At 66.1% G+C, this 15,690-nt stretch carries 16 protein-coding genes and 1 pseudogene; 10 read left to right on the plus strand and 7 right to left on the minus strand.

Features of this window, described 5'->3' with window-relative positions; all coding sequences use genetic code 11:
- Window positions 1-30 precede the first annotated feature (30 nt).
- From glnD to dbpA, 3 genes are all read left to right on the plus strand, one after another.
- The gene (gene glnD, locus CGX12_RS16020) at window positions 31-2,661 is read left to right on the plus strand and encodes a bifunctional uridylyltransferase/uridylyl-removing protein GlnD (protein WP_094040856.1); all 2,631 of its coding nucleotides are present in this window, start codon (window positions 31-33) and stop codon (window positions 2,659-2,661) included.
- A 157-nt stretch (window positions 2,662-2,818) separates the two neighbouring features.
- Entirely contained in the window at window positions 2,819-3,850 is a 1,032-nt protein-coding gene (gene dapD / locus CGX12_RS16025; RefSeq protein WP_094040857.1) for a 2,3,4,5-tetrahydropyridine-2,6-dicarboxylate N-succinyltransferase, read from the plus strand.
- Between the two features lie 146 nt (window positions 3,851-3,996).
- A complete protein-coding gene (gene dbpA, locus CGX12_RS16030; RefSeq protein ID WP_094040858.1) occupies window positions 3,997-5,373 on the plus strand; it encodes an ATP-dependent RNA helicase DbpA in 1,377 nt (458 codons plus the stop codon).
- A 19-nt stretch (window positions 5,374-5,392) separates the two neighbouring features.
- Here the strand turns inward: dbpA and CGX12_RS16035 are convergent, their stop codons facing one another.
- The 3 genes from CGX12_RS16035 to CGX12_RS16045 all read right to left on the minus strand — a co-directional run bounded on the left by CGX12_RS16035 (window position 5,393) and on the right by CGX12_RS16045 (window position 8,007).
- On the minus strand, window positions 5,393-5,767 hold the full coding sequence (locus tag CGX12_RS16035; RefSeq protein ID WP_094040859.1) for a DUF4870 domain-containing protein: 375 nt from the start codon (window positions 5,765-5,767) through the stop codon (window positions 5,393-5,395).
- A gap of 14 nt (window positions 5,768-5,781) precedes the next feature.
- Window positions 5,782-6,045 (minus strand): DUF3081 domain-containing protein, encoded by a 264-nt coding sequence (locus CGX12_RS16040; RefSeq protein ID WP_094040860.1) that lies wholly within the window; start codon window positions 6,043-6,045, stop codon window positions 5,782-5,784.
- Window positions 6,046-6,174: 129 nt separating this feature from the next.
- Entirely contained in the window at window positions 6,175-8,007 is a 1,833-nt protein-coding gene (locus tag CGX12_RS16045) for an SLC13 family permease (RefSeq protein ID WP_094040861.1), read from the minus strand.
- A 142-nt stretch (window positions 8,008-8,149) separates the two neighbouring features.
- On the opposite strand from CGX12_RS16045, the gene CGX12_RS16050 reads away from it, so the two are divergent.
- On the plus strand, window positions 8,150-8,983 hold the full coding sequence (locus tag CGX12_RS16050; protein ID WP_094040862.1) for a CvfB family protein: 834 nt from the start codon (window positions 8,150-8,152) through the stop codon (window positions 8,981-8,983).
- A 73-nt stretch (window positions 8,984-9,056) separates the two neighbouring features.
- On the opposite strand, the gene CGX12_RS16055 is transcribed toward CGX12_RS16050, so the two are convergent.
- Genes CGX12_RS16055 through CGX12_RS16070 form a run of 4 tightly spaced genes read right to left on the minus strand, consistent with a single transcriptional unit; the run spans window position 9,057 to window position 11,538 of the window.
- Window positions 9,057-9,497, minus strand: coding sequence for a flavodoxin (locus tag CGX12_RS16055; protein ID WP_094040863.1), 441 nt, complete (start codon window positions 9,495-9,497; stop codon window positions 9,057-9,059).
- A gap of 11 nt (window positions 9,498-9,508) precedes the next feature.
- The gene (gene glsB, locus CGX12_RS16060) at window positions 9,509-10,423 is read right to left on the minus strand and encodes a glutaminase B (RefSeq protein ID WP_094040864.1); all 915 of its coding nucleotides are present in this window, start codon (window positions 10,421-10,423) and stop codon (window positions 9,509-9,511) included.
- Window positions 10,424-10,432: 9 nt separating this feature from the next.
- Window positions 10,433-11,206 carry a tRNA pseudouridine(65) synthase TruC gene (gene truC / locus CGX12_RS16065; RefSeq protein ID WP_094040865.1) on the minus strand — a complete coding sequence of 258 codons (774 nt, stop codon included), beginning with the start codon at window positions 11,204-11,206 and terminating at the stop codon, window positions 10,433-10,435.
- Complete coding sequence (locus tag CGX12_RS16070) at window positions 11,203-11,538, minus strand: YqcC family protein (protein ID WP_094040866.1); 336 nt, start codon at window positions 11,536-11,538, stop codon at window positions 11,203-11,205. The genes truC and CGX12_RS16070 overlap by 4 nt, the downstream gene beginning before the upstream one ends.
- An 87-nt stretch (window positions 11,539-11,625) precedes the next feature.
- Here CGX12_RS16070 and CGX12_RS16075 point away from each other — a divergent pair, with 87 nt between their 5' ends.
- The 6 genes and pseudogenes from CGX12_RS16075 to CGX12_RS16100 all read left to right on the plus strand — a co-directional run.
- Window positions 11,626-12,663 (plus strand): DUF3549 family protein, encoded by a 1,038-nt coding sequence (locus CGX12_RS16075; protein ID WP_094040867.1) that lies wholly within the window; start codon window positions 11,626-11,628, stop codon window positions 12,661-12,663.
- Window positions 12,656-12,958, plus strand: coding sequence for a DUF3301 domain-containing protein (locus CGX12_RS16080; protein WP_094040868.1), 303 nt, complete (start codon window positions 12,656-12,658; stop codon window positions 12,956-12,958). Before CGX12_RS16075 ends, CGX12_RS16080 begins: the two co-directional genes overlap by 8 nt.
- Before the next feature lie 76 nt (window positions 12,959-13,034).
- A complete protein-coding gene (locus tag CGX12_RS16085; protein ID WP_094040869.1) occupies window positions 13,035-13,262 on the plus strand; it encodes a DUF2789 domain-containing protein in 228 nt (75 codons plus the stop codon).
- A gap of 17 nt (window positions 13,263-13,279) precedes the next feature.
- Complete coding sequence (locus CGX12_RS16090; RefSeq protein WP_094040870.1) at window positions 13,280-13,561, plus strand: DNA-binding protein; 282 nt, start codon at window positions 13,280-13,282, stop codon at window positions 13,559-13,561.
- Window positions 13,561-14,334, plus strand: coding sequence for a Zn-ribbon-containing protein (locus CGX12_RS16095; RefSeq protein ID WP_094040871.1), 774 nt, complete (start codon window positions 13,561-13,563; stop codon window positions 14,332-14,334). The genes CGX12_RS16090 and CGX12_RS16095 overlap by 1 nt, the downstream gene beginning before the upstream one ends.
- Window positions 14,335-14,442: 108 nt before the next feature.
- Window positions 14,443-15,591: pseudogene (locus CGX12_RS16100) on the plus strand (DEAD/DEAH box helicase); the annotation flags it as partial.
- Window positions 15,592-15,690: the final 99 nt, after the last annotated feature.

Raw genomic sequence — 15,690 nt, forward strand, 5'->3', positions numbered from 1 at the left:
CCCCTGAAGATGTAAGGAAGTCACCGCCCTATGGATGCCAGCCCGCTCGCCCCGGCCCTGTTCCCCCCCGACCAGCTCAGCCTCGCCACCTGCAAGGACATGCTCGCCCGCCTGCAGGACTGGCTGGAGCAGCGCTTCCATGCCGGCGACGACATCATGGAGCTGGTGGCGACCCGCTCCCAACACATGGATCAGCTGCTCACCGGCCTGTGGCAGCGTTTCGGGCTGGACCGGGATGCCCGGCTGGCGCTGGTGGCGGTGGGCGGTTATGGCCGCGGCGAGCTGCACCCCTATTCCGACATCGACCTGCTGATCCTGAGCGAGGCTCCGGCCGGAGAAGAGCTGGGCGAGCGCATCGGCGCCTTTATCACCCTGCTGTGGGATCTGCGCCTGGAGGTGGGCCACAGCGTGCGCTCGGTGGCCGAATGCGTGGAGGAAGGGGAAAAGGACATCACCGTGGCCACCAACCTGATCGAGGCCCGGCTCATCACCGGCTGCTACGACACCTTCGCCGCCCTCACCCGGGCCACGGCACCGGATCGCTTCTGGCCCAGCCAGGCCTTTTTCGAGGCCAAGCGCAAGGAGCAGGAGGAACGTCACCGCCAGTTCCAGGACACCAGCTACAAGCTGGAGCCCGACATCAAGAGCAGCCCCGGCGGCCTGCGCGACATCCAGACCATCAGCTGGGTCGCCCGCCGCCACTTCGGCGCCGCCACCCTGAGCGAGATGGTCAGCCATGGCTTCCTTACCCGGGCCGAATACCGGGAGCTGCTCGACTGCCAGAACTTCCTGTGGAAGCTGCGCTTCGCCCTGCACCTGGTGATCCGCCGGGCCGACAACCGGCTGCTGTTCGACCGCCAGCGGGCGGTGGCCACCGCCCTGGGCTTCGCCGGCGACGGCAACGAACCCGTCGAACAGATGATGAAGCGTTTCTACCAGACGGTGCGACGGGTGGCCGAACTCAACGAGATGCTGCTGCAGCTGTTCGACGAGGCCATCCTCGGCCATATCGCCATGGACGTGCGCATGCTCACCCCCGAGTTCCGCCTGCGCGGCCGGCTGATCGACGTGGTCAGGCCGGATCTGTTCAAGCAGGAGCCCGCCGCCATACTGCGGCTGTTCTACCAGATCGCCGCCCACCCCCAGATCAGCGGCATCTATTCCACCACCCTGCGCCAGCTGCGCGACGCCCGCCGCCGGCTGCCCGGCTTTCTGTGTGAGCGGGCCGACTGCCGCCGGCTGTTCATGATGCTGATGCGCCACCCCAGGGGCAGCGACCTGGCCCTGACCCTGATGCACCGCTACGGCATCCTCGCCGCCTACTTTCCCCAGTGGAGCAAGATAGTGGGCCAGATGCAGTTCGACATGTTCCACGCCTACCCGGTGGACGAGCACACCCACCGGTTGCTGAAGAACATCTACCTGTTCCGCGAGCCCGCCGGCAAGCGCAGCCACCCCCTGTGCCACGAGATCAGCACCCGGCTGCGCAAACCCGAGCTGCTCTACCTCGCCGCCCTGTTCCACGACATCGCCAAGGGCCGGGGCGGCGATCATTCGGAGCTGGGCGCCGAGGACGCCCTCGACTTCTGCCTGCAGCACGATCTGGACAAGTCCGATGCCCGCCTGGTGTCCTGGCTGGTGCGCCAGCACCTGCTGATGTCGGTCACCGCCCAGCGGCGGGACATCTACGATCCAGACGTGATCCGCGAGTTCGCCACCCAGGTGCGGGACGAACTGCACCTGGACTACCTCTACTGCCTGACGGTGGCGGACATCTGCGCCACCAATGATCACCTGTGGAACGACTGGAAGGGCAGCCTGCTGCGCGAACTCTACTTCGCCACCCAAAAGGCGCTGCGCCTGGGGCTGGAAAACCCGCCCGACCTGCGCCTGCGCATCCGCGAGAACAAGCTGCAGGCGCGCCAGCTGCTGGAGCACCTGGACACCTCCTATGAACGGGTCAAGCCGCTGTGGGCGCGCTTTACCGCCGACTACTTCCTGCGCCATACCCCGGAGCAGATCGCCTGGCACAGCCGCCATATCCTGGCCCACGGCGACAGCCGGCGGCCCCTGGTGCAGATCAGCCAGCAGCCGGGCCGGGGCGGCAGCGAGCTGTTTATCTACAGTCCCGACTCGCCCAACCTGTTCGGCCGGGTGGCGGCGGCCCTGGATCAGAAAAACCTCAATATCCACGATGCCCAGATCATGACCTCCAAGGACGGCTACGCCCTGGATACCTTCATCGTGCTGGAGCCGGACGGCCAGCCGGTCAGCGGCGATCGGCTCAGCGATCTGTGCCACAGCCTGAGCGAGGCGCTGCTCGACACCGCGCCGCCGGCCATCCGCCGGCGGCCACCCTCGCGCCGGCACCGGGAATTCGACGTGCGCACCCAGGTCAGTTTCCTCCAGCCCCAGCGGCTCACCAAGCGCACCCTGATGGAACTGGTGGCGCTCGATACCCCCGGCCTGCTGGCCCGTATCGGCGCCGTGTTCAGCCGCCAGGGCCTCAACCTGCACGCCGCCAAGATCACCACCATCGGCGAGCGGGTCGAAGACTTCTTCAGCCTCACCAACAGCGAGGATCGGCCATTAAGTGAGCAGGAGCAGGCGCAATTGCGAGAAAAGTTGGTCGACGAACTCAACCAGGGCGGCAAAATATGATAAAAGATGCGCCAGTTTTGAATTAAGAAACGGATCGGCCGAGCGCTTCGCCGAACCGTGGTGCAAGCCGCCAGCTCGGCCTGCAGCGGATTTACACCCGGCTGGCCGCCGTGCGACAGCCGATTAGGTATGCAAACCAATTAATGGAGTGAACAGGATGGCAAACTTTGCTTTCGGTCTGGGTGTGGGCACCAAGTCCGCCAAAGGGGAATGGCTGGAGGTTTACTACAACCAGCCGCTGCTGAATGCCGACGACGCATTGATCGGCGCGGTGGCCGCCAAGATCGGCTACCAGGGCGGCAACGCGGCCATCGAAATCGACGCGGCCCAACTGAAAGATCTGGAAGCAGCCTTCCTGTCGGTGGACGCCAAGGCCCAGGCCGAGGTAGTCGAGGTGCTGGCCGGCACCCGCCAGCCGCTGGTGGTGACCATACTGGAAACCGACGCCGCCCCCGCCAGCACCGCCGAGGTGTACCTGAAGCTGGCCCTGCTCTCCCACCGCCTGGTGAAACCGCACGGCCTGGATCTGTCCGGCATGTTCGGCCTGCTGCCCAACGTGGCCTGGACCTCCGAGGGCGCCATCGCGGTGGACGAGCTGGCCCGTCGCCAGCTGGCCGCGCGCGCCCAGGGCCGCACCCTCAGCGTCAACTCCGTCGACAAGTTCCCCAAGATGACCGACTACGTGGTCCCGGCCGGCGTGCGCATCGGTGACGCCTCCCGCATCCGCCTGGGTGCGCACGTGGGCGAAGGCACCACCGTCATGCACGAAGGCTTTATCAACTTCAACGCCGGCACCCTGGGCGTGAGCATGGTCGAAGGCCGCATCTCCGCCGGTGTGGTGGTGGGCAACGGTTCCGATCTGGGCGGCGGCTGCTCCACCATGGGCACCCTGTCCGGCGGCGGCAACATCGTCATCTCCGTGGGCGAAGGCTGCCTGCTGGGCGCCAACGCCGGCCTGGGCATCCCCCTGGGCGATCGCTGCACCATCGAATCCGGCCTCTACATCACCGCCGGTTCGAAAGTCACGGTGCTGGATGACAAGAACAACGAGGTGCAAACCGTCAAGGCCGCCGATCTGGCCGGCAAAAACGACCTGCTGTTCCGCCGCAACTCCCAGAACGGCCGCATCGAGGTGAAAACCAACAAGTCCGCGATCGAACTGAACGCCGAACTGCACAAGCACAACTGAGCGGCTTCCGGCCCGAGGGCGGCCCTGCCGCCCTTCTTTCCCCTCCTTCCTTCCTCCGCTGCAAAAAACCGCAGCCGCGCCCGCTTTTCTGCTATCATGCCCCCCGCCTGTCGGCGCCCTATTTTACCCGCTATCGAGAACCTGCCGTGAACCACACCGAATTTTCCGCCCTGCCCCTGGCCCCGGCCCTGGTCGACAACCTGGCCAGCCTGGAATACACCCAAATGACGCCCATCCAGGCACAGAGCCTGCCCCTGGTGCTGGCCGGCAAGGACGTCATCGCCCAGGCCAGCACCGGCAGCGGCAAGACGGTGGCCTTCGGGCTCGGGCTGCTGGCCCGGCTGGATGTGAACCGGCTGGCGGTGCAGGCCCTGGTGCTCTGCCCCACCCGGGAGCTGGCCGACCAGGTGGCGCGGGAACTGCGCCGCCTGGCCAGGGCCATGGCCAACGTCCGCCTGGTCACCCTGTGCGGCGGCTCGCCCAACGGCCCCCAGCTCACCGCCCTGGCCGGCGGCGTGCACATAGTGGTCGGCACCCCGGGCCGGGTGCTCAAGCACCTGGACAAGGGCACCCTCAAGCTGGATGCCCTCAACACCCTGGTGCTGGACGAGGCGGACCGCATGCTGGACATGGGCTTTGCCGACGATATCCAGCGGGTGGTGGCCTGCGCGCCCCGGGAGCGCCAGACCCTGTTGTTCTCCGCCACCTACCCGGACGGCATCGCGCAGATGAGCCAGGGCCTGCAGCGCCGGCCCGAGCGGGTGTCGGTGGTCGAGCCGCAACGGGCCGACGCCATCGTACAGACCCTGTACGAGGTGGAGCCCGAACAGCGCAGGCAGGCCCTGGCCAGCCTGCTCGGCCATTATGCGCCCGCGTCCTGCGTGGTGTTCTGCAACACCAAGCGGGCCTGCCAGGAGGTGGCGGACCACCTGAACAACCTGGGCTTCGCCGCCCTGGCCCTGAACGGCGATCTGGAGCAGCGCGAGCGGGACCAGGTACTGATCCGCTTCGCCAACGGCAGCGCCAATGTGCTGGTGGCCACCGACGTGGCCGCCCGCGGCCTGGACATCAAGGAGCTGGCGATGGTGGTCAATTACGAGGTCACCCAGGACCCGGAAGTGCATGTGCACCGGGTCGGCCGTACCGGCCGCGCCGGCCAGCAGGGCCTCGCCATCACCCTCTACAGCCCCAAGGAAGCCTACCGGGTCAATCTGATCGAAGAGTACCAGCAGGCCCCCATTCCCCAGGGCAACCTGGCCGGGCTCGATGCCGGCTCCACCCCGCGGCAACCGGAGATGGTGACCCTGTGCATTGCCGGCGGCCGCAAAATCAAGATCCGCGCCGGCGACATCCTCGGCGCCCTGACCGGCGAGGCCGGCATCATGGGCAGCCAGGTGGGAAAAATCGATATCACGGAAATGCAGTCCTACGTGGCGGTGCACCGGGACGCGGCCCGCCAGGCGCTGAAGCACCTGCAGCAGGGCAAGATCAAGGGCCGCAGCGTCAAGGCGCGCAAGATTTAATCCGGGGCCCCGGGGGGCCTCAACTCACCAGCCGCAGGCTGAGGGGATAGCGCCAGCATTCGCCCCGGCTGGCCCGGACCAGGCCGATGATGGTCAGCACCAGGGCCGCCAGGGCCAGCACCACCATCAGCACCAGGCCGATGATCACCAGGGTGAGCACCCAGCACACCGCAAAGCCCAGCAACAGGGTGATCTGGAAGTTCAGCACCTCCTTGCCGTGAAAATCCACGAAGGCCGACTCCCGTCGCTTCAGCAGCCACAGCACCAGGGGGGCAATGACATTGCCGAAGGGGAACAGCAGGCCGGCGAACACCGACAGATGGCAGAACATGGCCCAGTTCCGCTCATCCGGTCCGGGATCGTACGGCAGCTCCTCCGGCAGTGCGCCGGCCATGACGGCGCCCCGCCTCACTCGTTGTAATGACGGTGAATATACTCCACCTTGGCCATAAACTGATCCTTGAGCTTGTCGCTGGCGTAGTCGAAATGATAGCTCTGGTGGAAGTTGAGCTGCAGGGTGACGCCGCTGCCGGAAAGGTGCACGCTGTAACCGTCGAAATCGCTGCGCGCCACTATCCCCTCCAGCATGTGGCCATCCTCGTAGGGCTCGCCGAAACGGCGGATTTTGTCGAACACTTCCAGTACGACCCTGTTGTCCAGTTCATTGTGCATGGTGATGTCCTCATCATGGCCAAGCGCCTGCCTTACCCCTGACAGGTTCCAACAGGCACCGGATTTGGCTGAGTTAAGTATGGTCGAACAATGGCCCCAAGGGGCTGCCGCTCTATCTTTATTGTTGTCTCATAAGGGCCACACCAACAGCAACATGGGGATACCGATCAGCACCACCACGATTTCCAGAGGCAACCCCAAACGCCAATAGTCGCCGAAACGAAATCCCCCGGGTCCGAGGATCAGAGTGTTATTCTGGTGCCCTATCGGCGTCAGGAAGGCGCAGGAGCCGCCGATGGCCACGGCCATCAGAAAAGGATCCGCGTTGGCTCCCAACTGAGCGGCGGTCCCCAGCGCGATGGGACACATGACGGCGGCGGTAGCGGCATTGTTCATCAGATCGGACAGGGTCATGGTCACCACCAGGATCAGGGCCAGCGCAAGCACCTCGTGTCCCTGAACCAGTTGCTCCAGCAGAAAGCGGGCGACCAGGCCGGCGGCACCGGTGGTTTCCATCGCCGCAGCCACCGGAAACAGCGCACCCAGTAGCACCACTACAGAGCCATCGATAGCGGAATACACCGAGCGGGGCGGCACAGTCCCCGCCGCCATGGAGGCCAGCACCCCGGCAGAAAAGGCAATGGCGGCAGGCAACAGCCCCAAGGTCACGCAGAGGATGGTACCCGCCATGATGGCGCAGGCCTGCACCAGCTTGCGTTTGTCGGGAATACGCAGTTCCCGCTCCGCCAGCGGCACACAGCCGGCAGTGGTGGCAAACTCGCCCAAGGCCTCCGGGGATCCCTGCATCAGCAGCAGATCGCCGGCGGTGAAAGCAAAGGCACGCAGCCGGGCCACCGAACGCTGTCCCTGACGGGACAGTGCCAACAAATTGATGTTATAGCGGCTGCGCAGGCGGATCTCCCGGGCCGAACGCCCGATCAACTCGGAATCCGGCAGCACCACAAACTCCATTAATACCGGCTCCTCGCCCTTCTCCCTGGCAGCCTTGTCCTCGGACGACTCGGCGGACTGGTCCTCAGCATCTGCAGCCACTCCGTCTTTGTCCGAGTTGGCTTTTTCTGCGGCCAGTTTCAATCCCAGGCTGGACAAGACATTGGACAAGGATTCGGCTTCCGCCTCGATCAGGAGAATATCCCTGGCCTGCACCCGCCGACGCAGGCTGGGCGCCGTCACCCTCACCTCGTTGCGCACCAGGGCCAATACCTGGGCCCCGGCCTGCTCCAACTCGGCCTCCACCTCCCGCAGGCTGAGCCCGACCGCTTTGGCTTCCTCCGGGACCCGGGCCTCGGTGATGTAGGCCGCGCTGTCGAACCCCTCCATGCCGGATGGCTTGCGCCGGGGCACCAGCCGCCAGCCCAGTAGGGTCACGAACAACACCCCCGTGCAGGCCACCGCCAGGCCCACGGGAGCAAAGTCGAACATGGCGAACCCCCCCGTCCCGTTTGCCGCCCGAAAACCGGACACGATAAGGTTGGGCGGAGTACCGATCAGGGTCGTCATGCCCCCCAGTATGGTGCCGAAAGCCAGGGGCATCAGCACCACCCCCGGCGCCAGTTGCTGGCGGCGGGCAATCTGAATGGCCACCGGCATCAGCAGAGCCAGCGCCCCCACGTTGTTCATAAAGGCCGACAGGGCCGCCCCCAGGGCGGTCAGGGCTACGATGGACAGGGTGACTCCGGCTTCGGCCGGCAATAGCCGGCGGGCCAGCACATCGATCGCCCCGGATTGCTGCAAGCCTCGGCTCAAAACCAGCACGCATGCCACGGTGATCACCGCCGGATGGCCGAACCCCATAAAGGCGTCCTCCGGTGGGACCAGGCCGGCGAGCACACAAGCCAGCAGGGCGGCCAGCGCCACCATGTCGTGACGCCAGCGCCCCCATAAAAACAGCACGACCGTGACCAGTAAGATAAGGAGAACTGTGGTTTGCTCCGCTGTCATGGTGCTCCCCTGCTCCGATGTTGTTCACCTGATGGTAGACGCTGTATCGCCGGTGCACACCCTCTCATCCTCCCCTTCCTCTCATCTGGCCTTTGAACCCGGCACAGGCTAAGATCCGCCTTTTGCAACCAGGGTAACCACCATGATCAAGCTTGGCGACTACAACAACCTGCCCCTGCTGCGCCTGGACGACAAGGGCGGCTGGCTGGACGGAGGCGATTACGGCGAGCTGTTCCTGCCCCGTCGCCAGTTGCCCGAAGGCATCCGGCCCGGTGACGAGGTCGCCGTCTTCATCTACCTGGATGCGGACCTGGCACCGGTGGTAACCACCGACGCCCCCAAGGCCAGGGCCGGCCAGTTCGCCTCCTTGCGGGTGGTGACCACCAACCGCCTGGGCGCCTTTCTCGACTGGGGCATGAAGAAGGACATCTTCGTGCCGGCGCGCCAGCAGGCCCAGCCCATGCACGAAGGCCGCCACTATGTGGTGTACCTCTACCTGGATCACGAGGGACGCATGGTGGCCAGCAGCAAGCTGGAACCTTTCCTGAGCCAGGAGCGCCCCCGCTACCAGCCCGGCGACGAGGTCAGCCTGCTGATCGCCGGTGCCACGCCCCTGGGATTGAAGGCGGTGGTCGACGGCCGCCACTGGGGGGTGCTGTTCAAGTCGGAGCTGCCCGAACGCCTGCCCATGGGCCGGGCCATCAAGGGCTACATCAAGCAGGTGCGGGATGACGGCAAGCTCGATCTGAGCCTGTTCAAGCCGGGCCCGGGCCGGGTGGACGACGCCGCCCAGAAGGTGCTCGACAAGCTGACCCAGGCCGGCGGCTTTATGGCGGTGAGCGACAAGACGGATCCGGATACCCTGTTCCGCCTGTTCGGCACCAGCAAGGGCACCTTCAAGAAGGCCATCGGCGGCCTCTACAAGAAGGGCCTGATCCAGATTGAAGAAGACGGTATCCGGGTGACGAAGGAATAAGCCGGAAGCCGGAAGCGTAAATGCCCCCCTCTTCCGGCTTCAAGCTTCAAGCTTCAAGCTTCAAGCTTCAAGCTTATATCTTCCCCATCCAGCCCTTCAGCCACTCCAGGGCCGGCGCTTCCGGCTCCAGGGTTTCGCTGGCATCCACCTCCAGGCGCGGAGCCAGGGCCTGGGCCTGCAACTCCTGCAGCAATTCGTCGAACTGGCGGCCGCCGCCGCAGAAGTTCTCGTAGCTGCTGTCGCCCAGGGCCACCACCGCATAGCGCAGCGCCGGCATGGGCGGGCAGCGTTCGCGGATCTCCTCAAACAGCGGCACCAGGTTGGGGGGCAGGTCGCCCTGGCCGGTGGTGGAGGTGACCACCAGCCACAGCCGCTCCTTGTCCAGCTCCGACAGCACCGCATCCTCGTGCAGCCGGACGCTGTGCCCGGCGTCCCGCAGGGCCTGCTCCAGGGTCTCGGCCACCAGCACCGCCGAACCGTAGACACTGCCGATAATAATCTCTACCGCCGCCATATTTTCTCCCGTCAGAAAAGTCGTAAGTCCAGGGCCCGGGACAGCTCTTCCAGCGCCCAGATCCCCGCCACCGAATTGCCGTAACCGTTCAGCTCCGGCGACCAGACGCACACGGTGAAGCGCCCCGGCACCACCGCCACTATGCCGCCGCCCACCCCGGACTTGGCCGGCATCCCCACCCGGTAGGCAAAATCCCCGGCCGCGTCGTAGAGTCCGGAGGTGAACAGCAGGGCGTTGAGCTGCTGGGTCTGCAGCCGGGGCAGCCACTGCTCGCCAGTCACCACGCAGCGCCCGCCGTTGGCCAGGAAGCTGAAGGCCCGGGCCAGATCCACGCAGTTCATGGACAGGGCGCAATAGCTGAAATAGGCCTTCAGCACCTCGTCCACCTCGTTGTGGAAGTTGCCGAAGCTCTTCATCAGGTTGGCCATGGCCGCGTTGCGAAAACGGTGCTCGTATTCCGAGTCGGCCACCTTGTGATCGATGCGCAGCGCCGGGTTGCCGGCCCGCAGCCGCATCGTCTCCAGAAAGGCGTGCACCGGGGCCGACAGCCGGGAGCTGAGCGCGTCCACCACCACCAGGGCGCCGGCGTTGATAAAGGGGTTGCGCGGTATGCCCTGCTCGAACTCCAGCTGCACCAGGGAGTTGAAGGCATTGCCCGAGGGCTCCTTGCCCACCCGCTGCCACAGCTCGTCGCCATAGCGTTGCTGGGCCATGGCCAGGGCGAAGGCCTTGGAAATGCTCTGGATGGAAAAGGGCTCCCGGGCGTCGCCGCTGCAATAGAGCCCGCCATCCAGGGTGCAGATGGCCATGCCGAAGCGCTCGGCCGGCACCCGTGCCAGGGCGGGAATGTAGTCGGCCACCTTGCCCTGGCCAAAAAGCCGGCGGGCCTCAAGGTCTATCCGATCGAGTAGGGGTTGAAGTGTCACACTATGCGCCTAAGCCACTGAAAGCGCGGATTTTACCCCGTCAGGCTCCCCGGGTGCGAGCGCACTTTCCCAACCGAACTCACAGATCAGCGATCGCCAGCCCTGATCCAGGGGCGCCTCGAGCCGCAACGGCTCACCGGTGATCGGATGCGCCAGCGCCAGGCCGGCGGCGTGCAGCAGCAGGCGGCCGCAGCCGTACTGCTCCCGAAAGAAGCGGTTGTGGCGGCCATCGCCATGGGTGGTGTCGCCCACTATGGGATGGCGCAGGTGGGCCAGGTGGCGGCGCAGCTGGTGTTTGCGCCCGGTTTCCGGCTCGAGCAGGGCCAGGCTGTAGCGGCTGGTGGCGTGCTTTTTCGACACCGCGAAGGGCAGCTCCACCCGGGCCAGGCTCTGCCAGTGGGTCACCGCCGGCTGGGGCGGTTTGTCGGGGTCGTCAAACTTGTCGGCGATGGCGTCCGGCCGGTGCTCCAGGGCGTAATCCAGGGTGCCGGCCGGCGCCAGGTAGCCACGCACCACCGCCAGGTAGTGCTTTTCCACCCGCCGCTCGGTAAAGGCCTGGGTCAGGGTTCGCGCCACCTCGGCGCTCCTGGCGAACAGCAACACCCCCGAGGTGGGCCTGTCCAGCCGGTGCACCGGAAACACATGCCCGCCCACCGCGTCGCGGGTAAGCTGCATGGCGAAGCGGGTCTCGTGCCGGTCGAGCCAGCTGCGGTGCACCAGAAGCCCCGCCGCCTTGTTCACCGCCACCAGCCAGTCGTCCTGGTACAGGATGTCGATGCTCATGGTTCGCGGGACACCGGCTGGCCGGACAGCGCCTCGTCCAGACGGGCGATGGCTTCTTCCAGCGCCCGGGTATCCTCGGCCAGCTGCCTGAAGCTCTCGGTGGCCATGGGATAGATGGAAATCCGCGTCGGCAGGGGGGAGCCCGCGTCGATCAGCGCCTGCATGCGCGGGATCAGCACGAACTGCAGCCACTGGGGAAAACTCAGGGTGTCGAGGCAGAACGGCTCCGTGCTCGCCAGCGCCTCGGCGGAGGGCGGCGAACTCTCCCACCAGGACAGCACCTTGAGTTCGCGCTCGATGGCATAAAGCAGCGCTCGGGGTTCGGCAGACATCGGCATCCTCCTCTTAAAACACCGGCCCACTATACCATCTTGGCGCCCGACTCCCTATAATTCCGCCCTGGTCGACAGGAGGAGCCGATGCAGATAGATACCTTGAGCGAGTTTTTGAGCCAGGCGGGCACCGAGTTCCGCCTCTACGATCTGGGCCGCCGCCTGCAACCCCTGGCCACCGAGGATTTCGCCGCCATCGAGGCCGGCCGCCGGCCCTACCCCTGGCCCCTGCAGCGCCACGCCTGGCTGGCGGTCTGCTACCACCAGCACGGCGACGAGCGCCAGCACTACCTCTGGTTTCTGAAGATCCCCCTGGACGAGCGCGGCCTGTTCAACAACGCCGCGGTCAAGCATTTCCTCGCCGCCCTGGTCGAGCAGCTGGGCCAGGATCCCACCGCCCCGCTCGGCGAAGAGCAACAGCAACGCCTGGCCCAGACGCCCTTCACCTTCCAGCCGGCCCAGGACAAACTGGCCGCCCTCCATGCCCGGCTGCGGCGGGATCTGGCCCTGCCGCCTTCCGCCTACTACCCGGCGGTGCTCGACTACCTGGCCGAGCCCGAGCGGCACGACTGGCAGCAACTGGGCCTGCAGGGGCTGGCGGATCTGGCGGCCCGCCTGGCCACGGAGCCGGCCCTCGGCCAGTTGCTGGCGTCCCGGCTGTTCGGCCTGCCCCTGCCGGTGCAGCAGGCCCTGCTGGGCCAGTGCGAACATCAGCCCCTGCCCGCCGAGCTGGCCGAATGCCTGCTGGCCGCCATCAGCGCCGAGCAGGAGCGCGCCACCCCCGATGAAGAGCGCATCGGCCTGCTGCTGCGCGCCACGGCGGGCACCACGCCCCTCGCGGCCCGCAGCCGCAAAATCGCCAGCCTGCTGGCCCTGGCGCCGGGCCAGACCCTGATGCTGAGCCTGGCGGCCCGGCTGTGGCAGGAACTGACCGACGAAGCCCTGCTGCTGGCCTACCTGGAGCAGCTCGCCGAACGGCACCCGGAGCTGTTCAACGGCCTCTTCGCCGAACTGGTCTCGACCCCGGCCCTGCGCCCGCTGATCCTCGCCAATCTGCACAACCCGGCGCTGGCACCGGCCCTGCGGGACGCCATCGGCAAGCTGTTCGCGGCCGCCCGTGACTGAGCTGCTGCTCCTGCTGGGCTTGTTCCTGCTCGGTGCCGGCTACTGGCAGGTGCGCCGCCAGAGCGAATTCGCCCGCCGCTGGCTGGAGCACTATTGCAAACGCCGGCAGCTGCAGCTGCTCAGCGTCTACCGTTACCGCTACGTGTGGCAGAAGGGACGGTTGCTGGCCCAGTTCAGGTTCGAGTTCAGCCACGACGGCCTGCAGAAGGACGAAGGTACCCTCTGGCTGGCCGGCCTCAGGGTGCTGGACGTCTCCCTGCCGGTGCTGCGCGAGCCACCATCGCCTATGCTGTAAGAGCAGGAACTGCAGAGAGTTCCGAACGCCACCCTACCTGGTGGTTTTTCATAGACGGTTTGCCGAGGAGATCCCCATGGAACACATTACTCACCCGTTCAGTGAGCTGTTTGAACAACTGGGGCTGGACGCCAGCCACCAGGGCATAGAGCATTTTCTGGCGGCCCACCGCCTGCCTCCCGAGGTGGAACTGGTGGACGCCCCCTTCTGGAACAAGGCCCAGTCCAGCTTCCTGAAGGAAGGGCTGCAAAACGACTCGGACTGGGCGGAAGTCATCGATCAGCTGAACGCCAGCCTGAGATAACCCCACACGGAGCCAAGATGTCCAGTCAGGAAATCATCAACGCCATTCACAGCCTGGTGCGTGAAGGCAAGAGCATCACCACCGCCGCAGTCAAGGCCAGGGTCGGAGGCCAGGTCAGCATGCCCCAGCTGCTGCAGCTGATCAGCCGCTACAAGCAGTCGCCGGACAGCCTGCCGCCGGCCTCCGATATCCCCGCCGCCCCCGTGGCGGCAGCGGATCGGCCCGATCTGCTCGAACGGATCCAGGCGCTGGAAGCGCGCCTGGCCCGGCTTGAGCAGTTGCTGGAGCAAAAACGCTGATGTGGGTATGCGAACTCAGCTTCGACTGTTACCAGGACATCGTGCTGGCCGAGGCCGAGCCGGCGGTGCGCCAGTTGCTGGACGCCCTGCGCTACAACGGCCAGATCCTGGGGCGGGAATTTCCCACCAGCATCCACCAGGGCTGGCTCGGCTGTCGGGTGGTCTGCCCGGAGCAGGACAGCCTGCACCCGCGCCACTACAGCCGCCAGGTGGAGCTGGCCATCGACCGGCTGCACCAGGTGGGGCTGACCAGCCCCCGGGTGCAGTGTCGGGGCCAGGATCTCAACTCGGACAGCACGGACCCTTGCGAAAGCCGTTCCTGGCAGTTGCTCTACACCAGCTACCTGCACAGCTGCTCGCCCCTGCGCTGCGGCGAGCATTTCGCCCCCGTGCCCCTGTACCGGATACCGCCGGTGGCCAACGGCGACTTCAAGCAGGTGCTGAAGTGGCAGGAAGACTGGGAAGCCTGTGATCAGCTGCAGATGAACGGCTCCATCCTGGAGCACGGCGCCGTGCTCGAACTCGCGCTGCCGGACAGCCGCCTGGCCCGCCGCGGCCGGGATCTGGCCAAGCGCATCGAGTACCTGAGCGGGATACCGACCTTCTACTACCTGTACCGGGTGGGCGGCGACAGCCTGGCCGCCGAGCAGGAACGCCCCTGCCCCGGCTGTGGCGGCGACTGGCGGCTGGCCGAGCCGGTGCACGACATCTTCGACTTTCTGTGCGAACCCTGCCGGCTGGTGTCCAACCTGTCCTGGGACTTCAAGGACTGAGTCCCAAGGTCTTTTTTATGCCCGGTCCCGCTTTTCTGTTATCATCCCGCCATTGCAAGCCGTTTTTGCCTCATCCGTCCGTCAGGACCCTTATTACCCCGGAGTTTCATGTCTTTTGCTTCCCTGGGCCTGAACGACAAGCTCGTTCAAGCCATCAATGAATGTGGTTACACCGAACCTACCCCCATCCAGCGCCAGGCCATTCCGCTGGTGCTGAAAGGCGGCGATCTGCTCGCCGGCGCTCAGACCGGCACCGGCAAGACCGCCGGTTTCGGCCTGCCCATGCTGCAGCGCCTGGGCGAAACCAGGGCCCAACCCCTGGCCAACGGCCGGGCGCCGGTGCGCGCCCTGGTGCTCACCCCCACCCGCGAGCTGGCCGCCCAGGTGGAGGAAAACCTGCGCGCCTACGCCAAACACACCGATCTGCGCACCCTGGTGATGTTCGGCGGGGTCAGCATCAATCCGCAGATGAAGGCCCTGGGCCGCAAGGTGGACGTGGTGGTGGCCACCCCGGGCCGGCTGCTGGACCATGTGTCCCAGCGCTCCATCGATCTGTCCCGGGTCGAAATGCTGGTGCTGGACGAAGCCGACCGCATGCTGGACATGGGCTTTATCCGCGACATCCGCCGCATCCTGGCGCTGCTGCCGAAAAAGCGGCAGAACCTGCTGTTCTCCGCCACCTTCTCCGACGAGATCAAGGCGCTGGCGGAAGATCTGCTGCACCAGCCCGAGCACATCGAGGTGGCCCGGCGCAACACCACCGCCGAAACCATTGCCCAGCGCTTCGTGGCCACCGACAAAAACCGCAAGCGCGCCCTGCTCAGCTACCTGATCGGCCACAACAACTGGCGCCAGGTGCTGGTGTTCACCCGCACCAAGCACGGCGCCAACCGGCTGGCAATGCAGCTCGACAAGGACGGCCTGCCGGCCATGGCGATCCATGGCGACAAGAGCCAGGGGGCACGCACCCGGGCCCTGAGCCAGTTCAAGGACGGCCAGCTGCGGGTGCTGGTGGCCACCGACATCGCCGCCCGCGGCATCGACATCAGCGAGCTGCCCCACGTGGTCAACTACGAGCTGCCCCATGTGGCGGAAGACTATGTGCACCGCATCGGCCGCACCGGCCGGGCCGGAAGCACCGGCGAGGCGCTGTCGCTGATCAGCCACGAGGAAAAGCCACTGCTCAAGGCCATCGAAAAGCTGATCAAGCAGGATGCCACCCTGGAAGTGCTGCCCGGCTTCGAGCCCGGCCCTGAAGAGGCCCAGCCCGCCACCAAGCCGCCGGCCAACAACCGGGGCCGGGCTCGAAGCCGGGCAGCACTTCCAGGGTGGCATCCTGCTTGATCAGCTTTTCGA

Source organism: Zobellella denitrificans (assembly GCF_002237365.1).
Taxonomy (GTDB): Bacteria; Pseudomonadota; Gammaproteobacteria; order Enterobacterales; family Aeromonadaceae; genus Oceanimonas; species Oceanimonas denitrificans.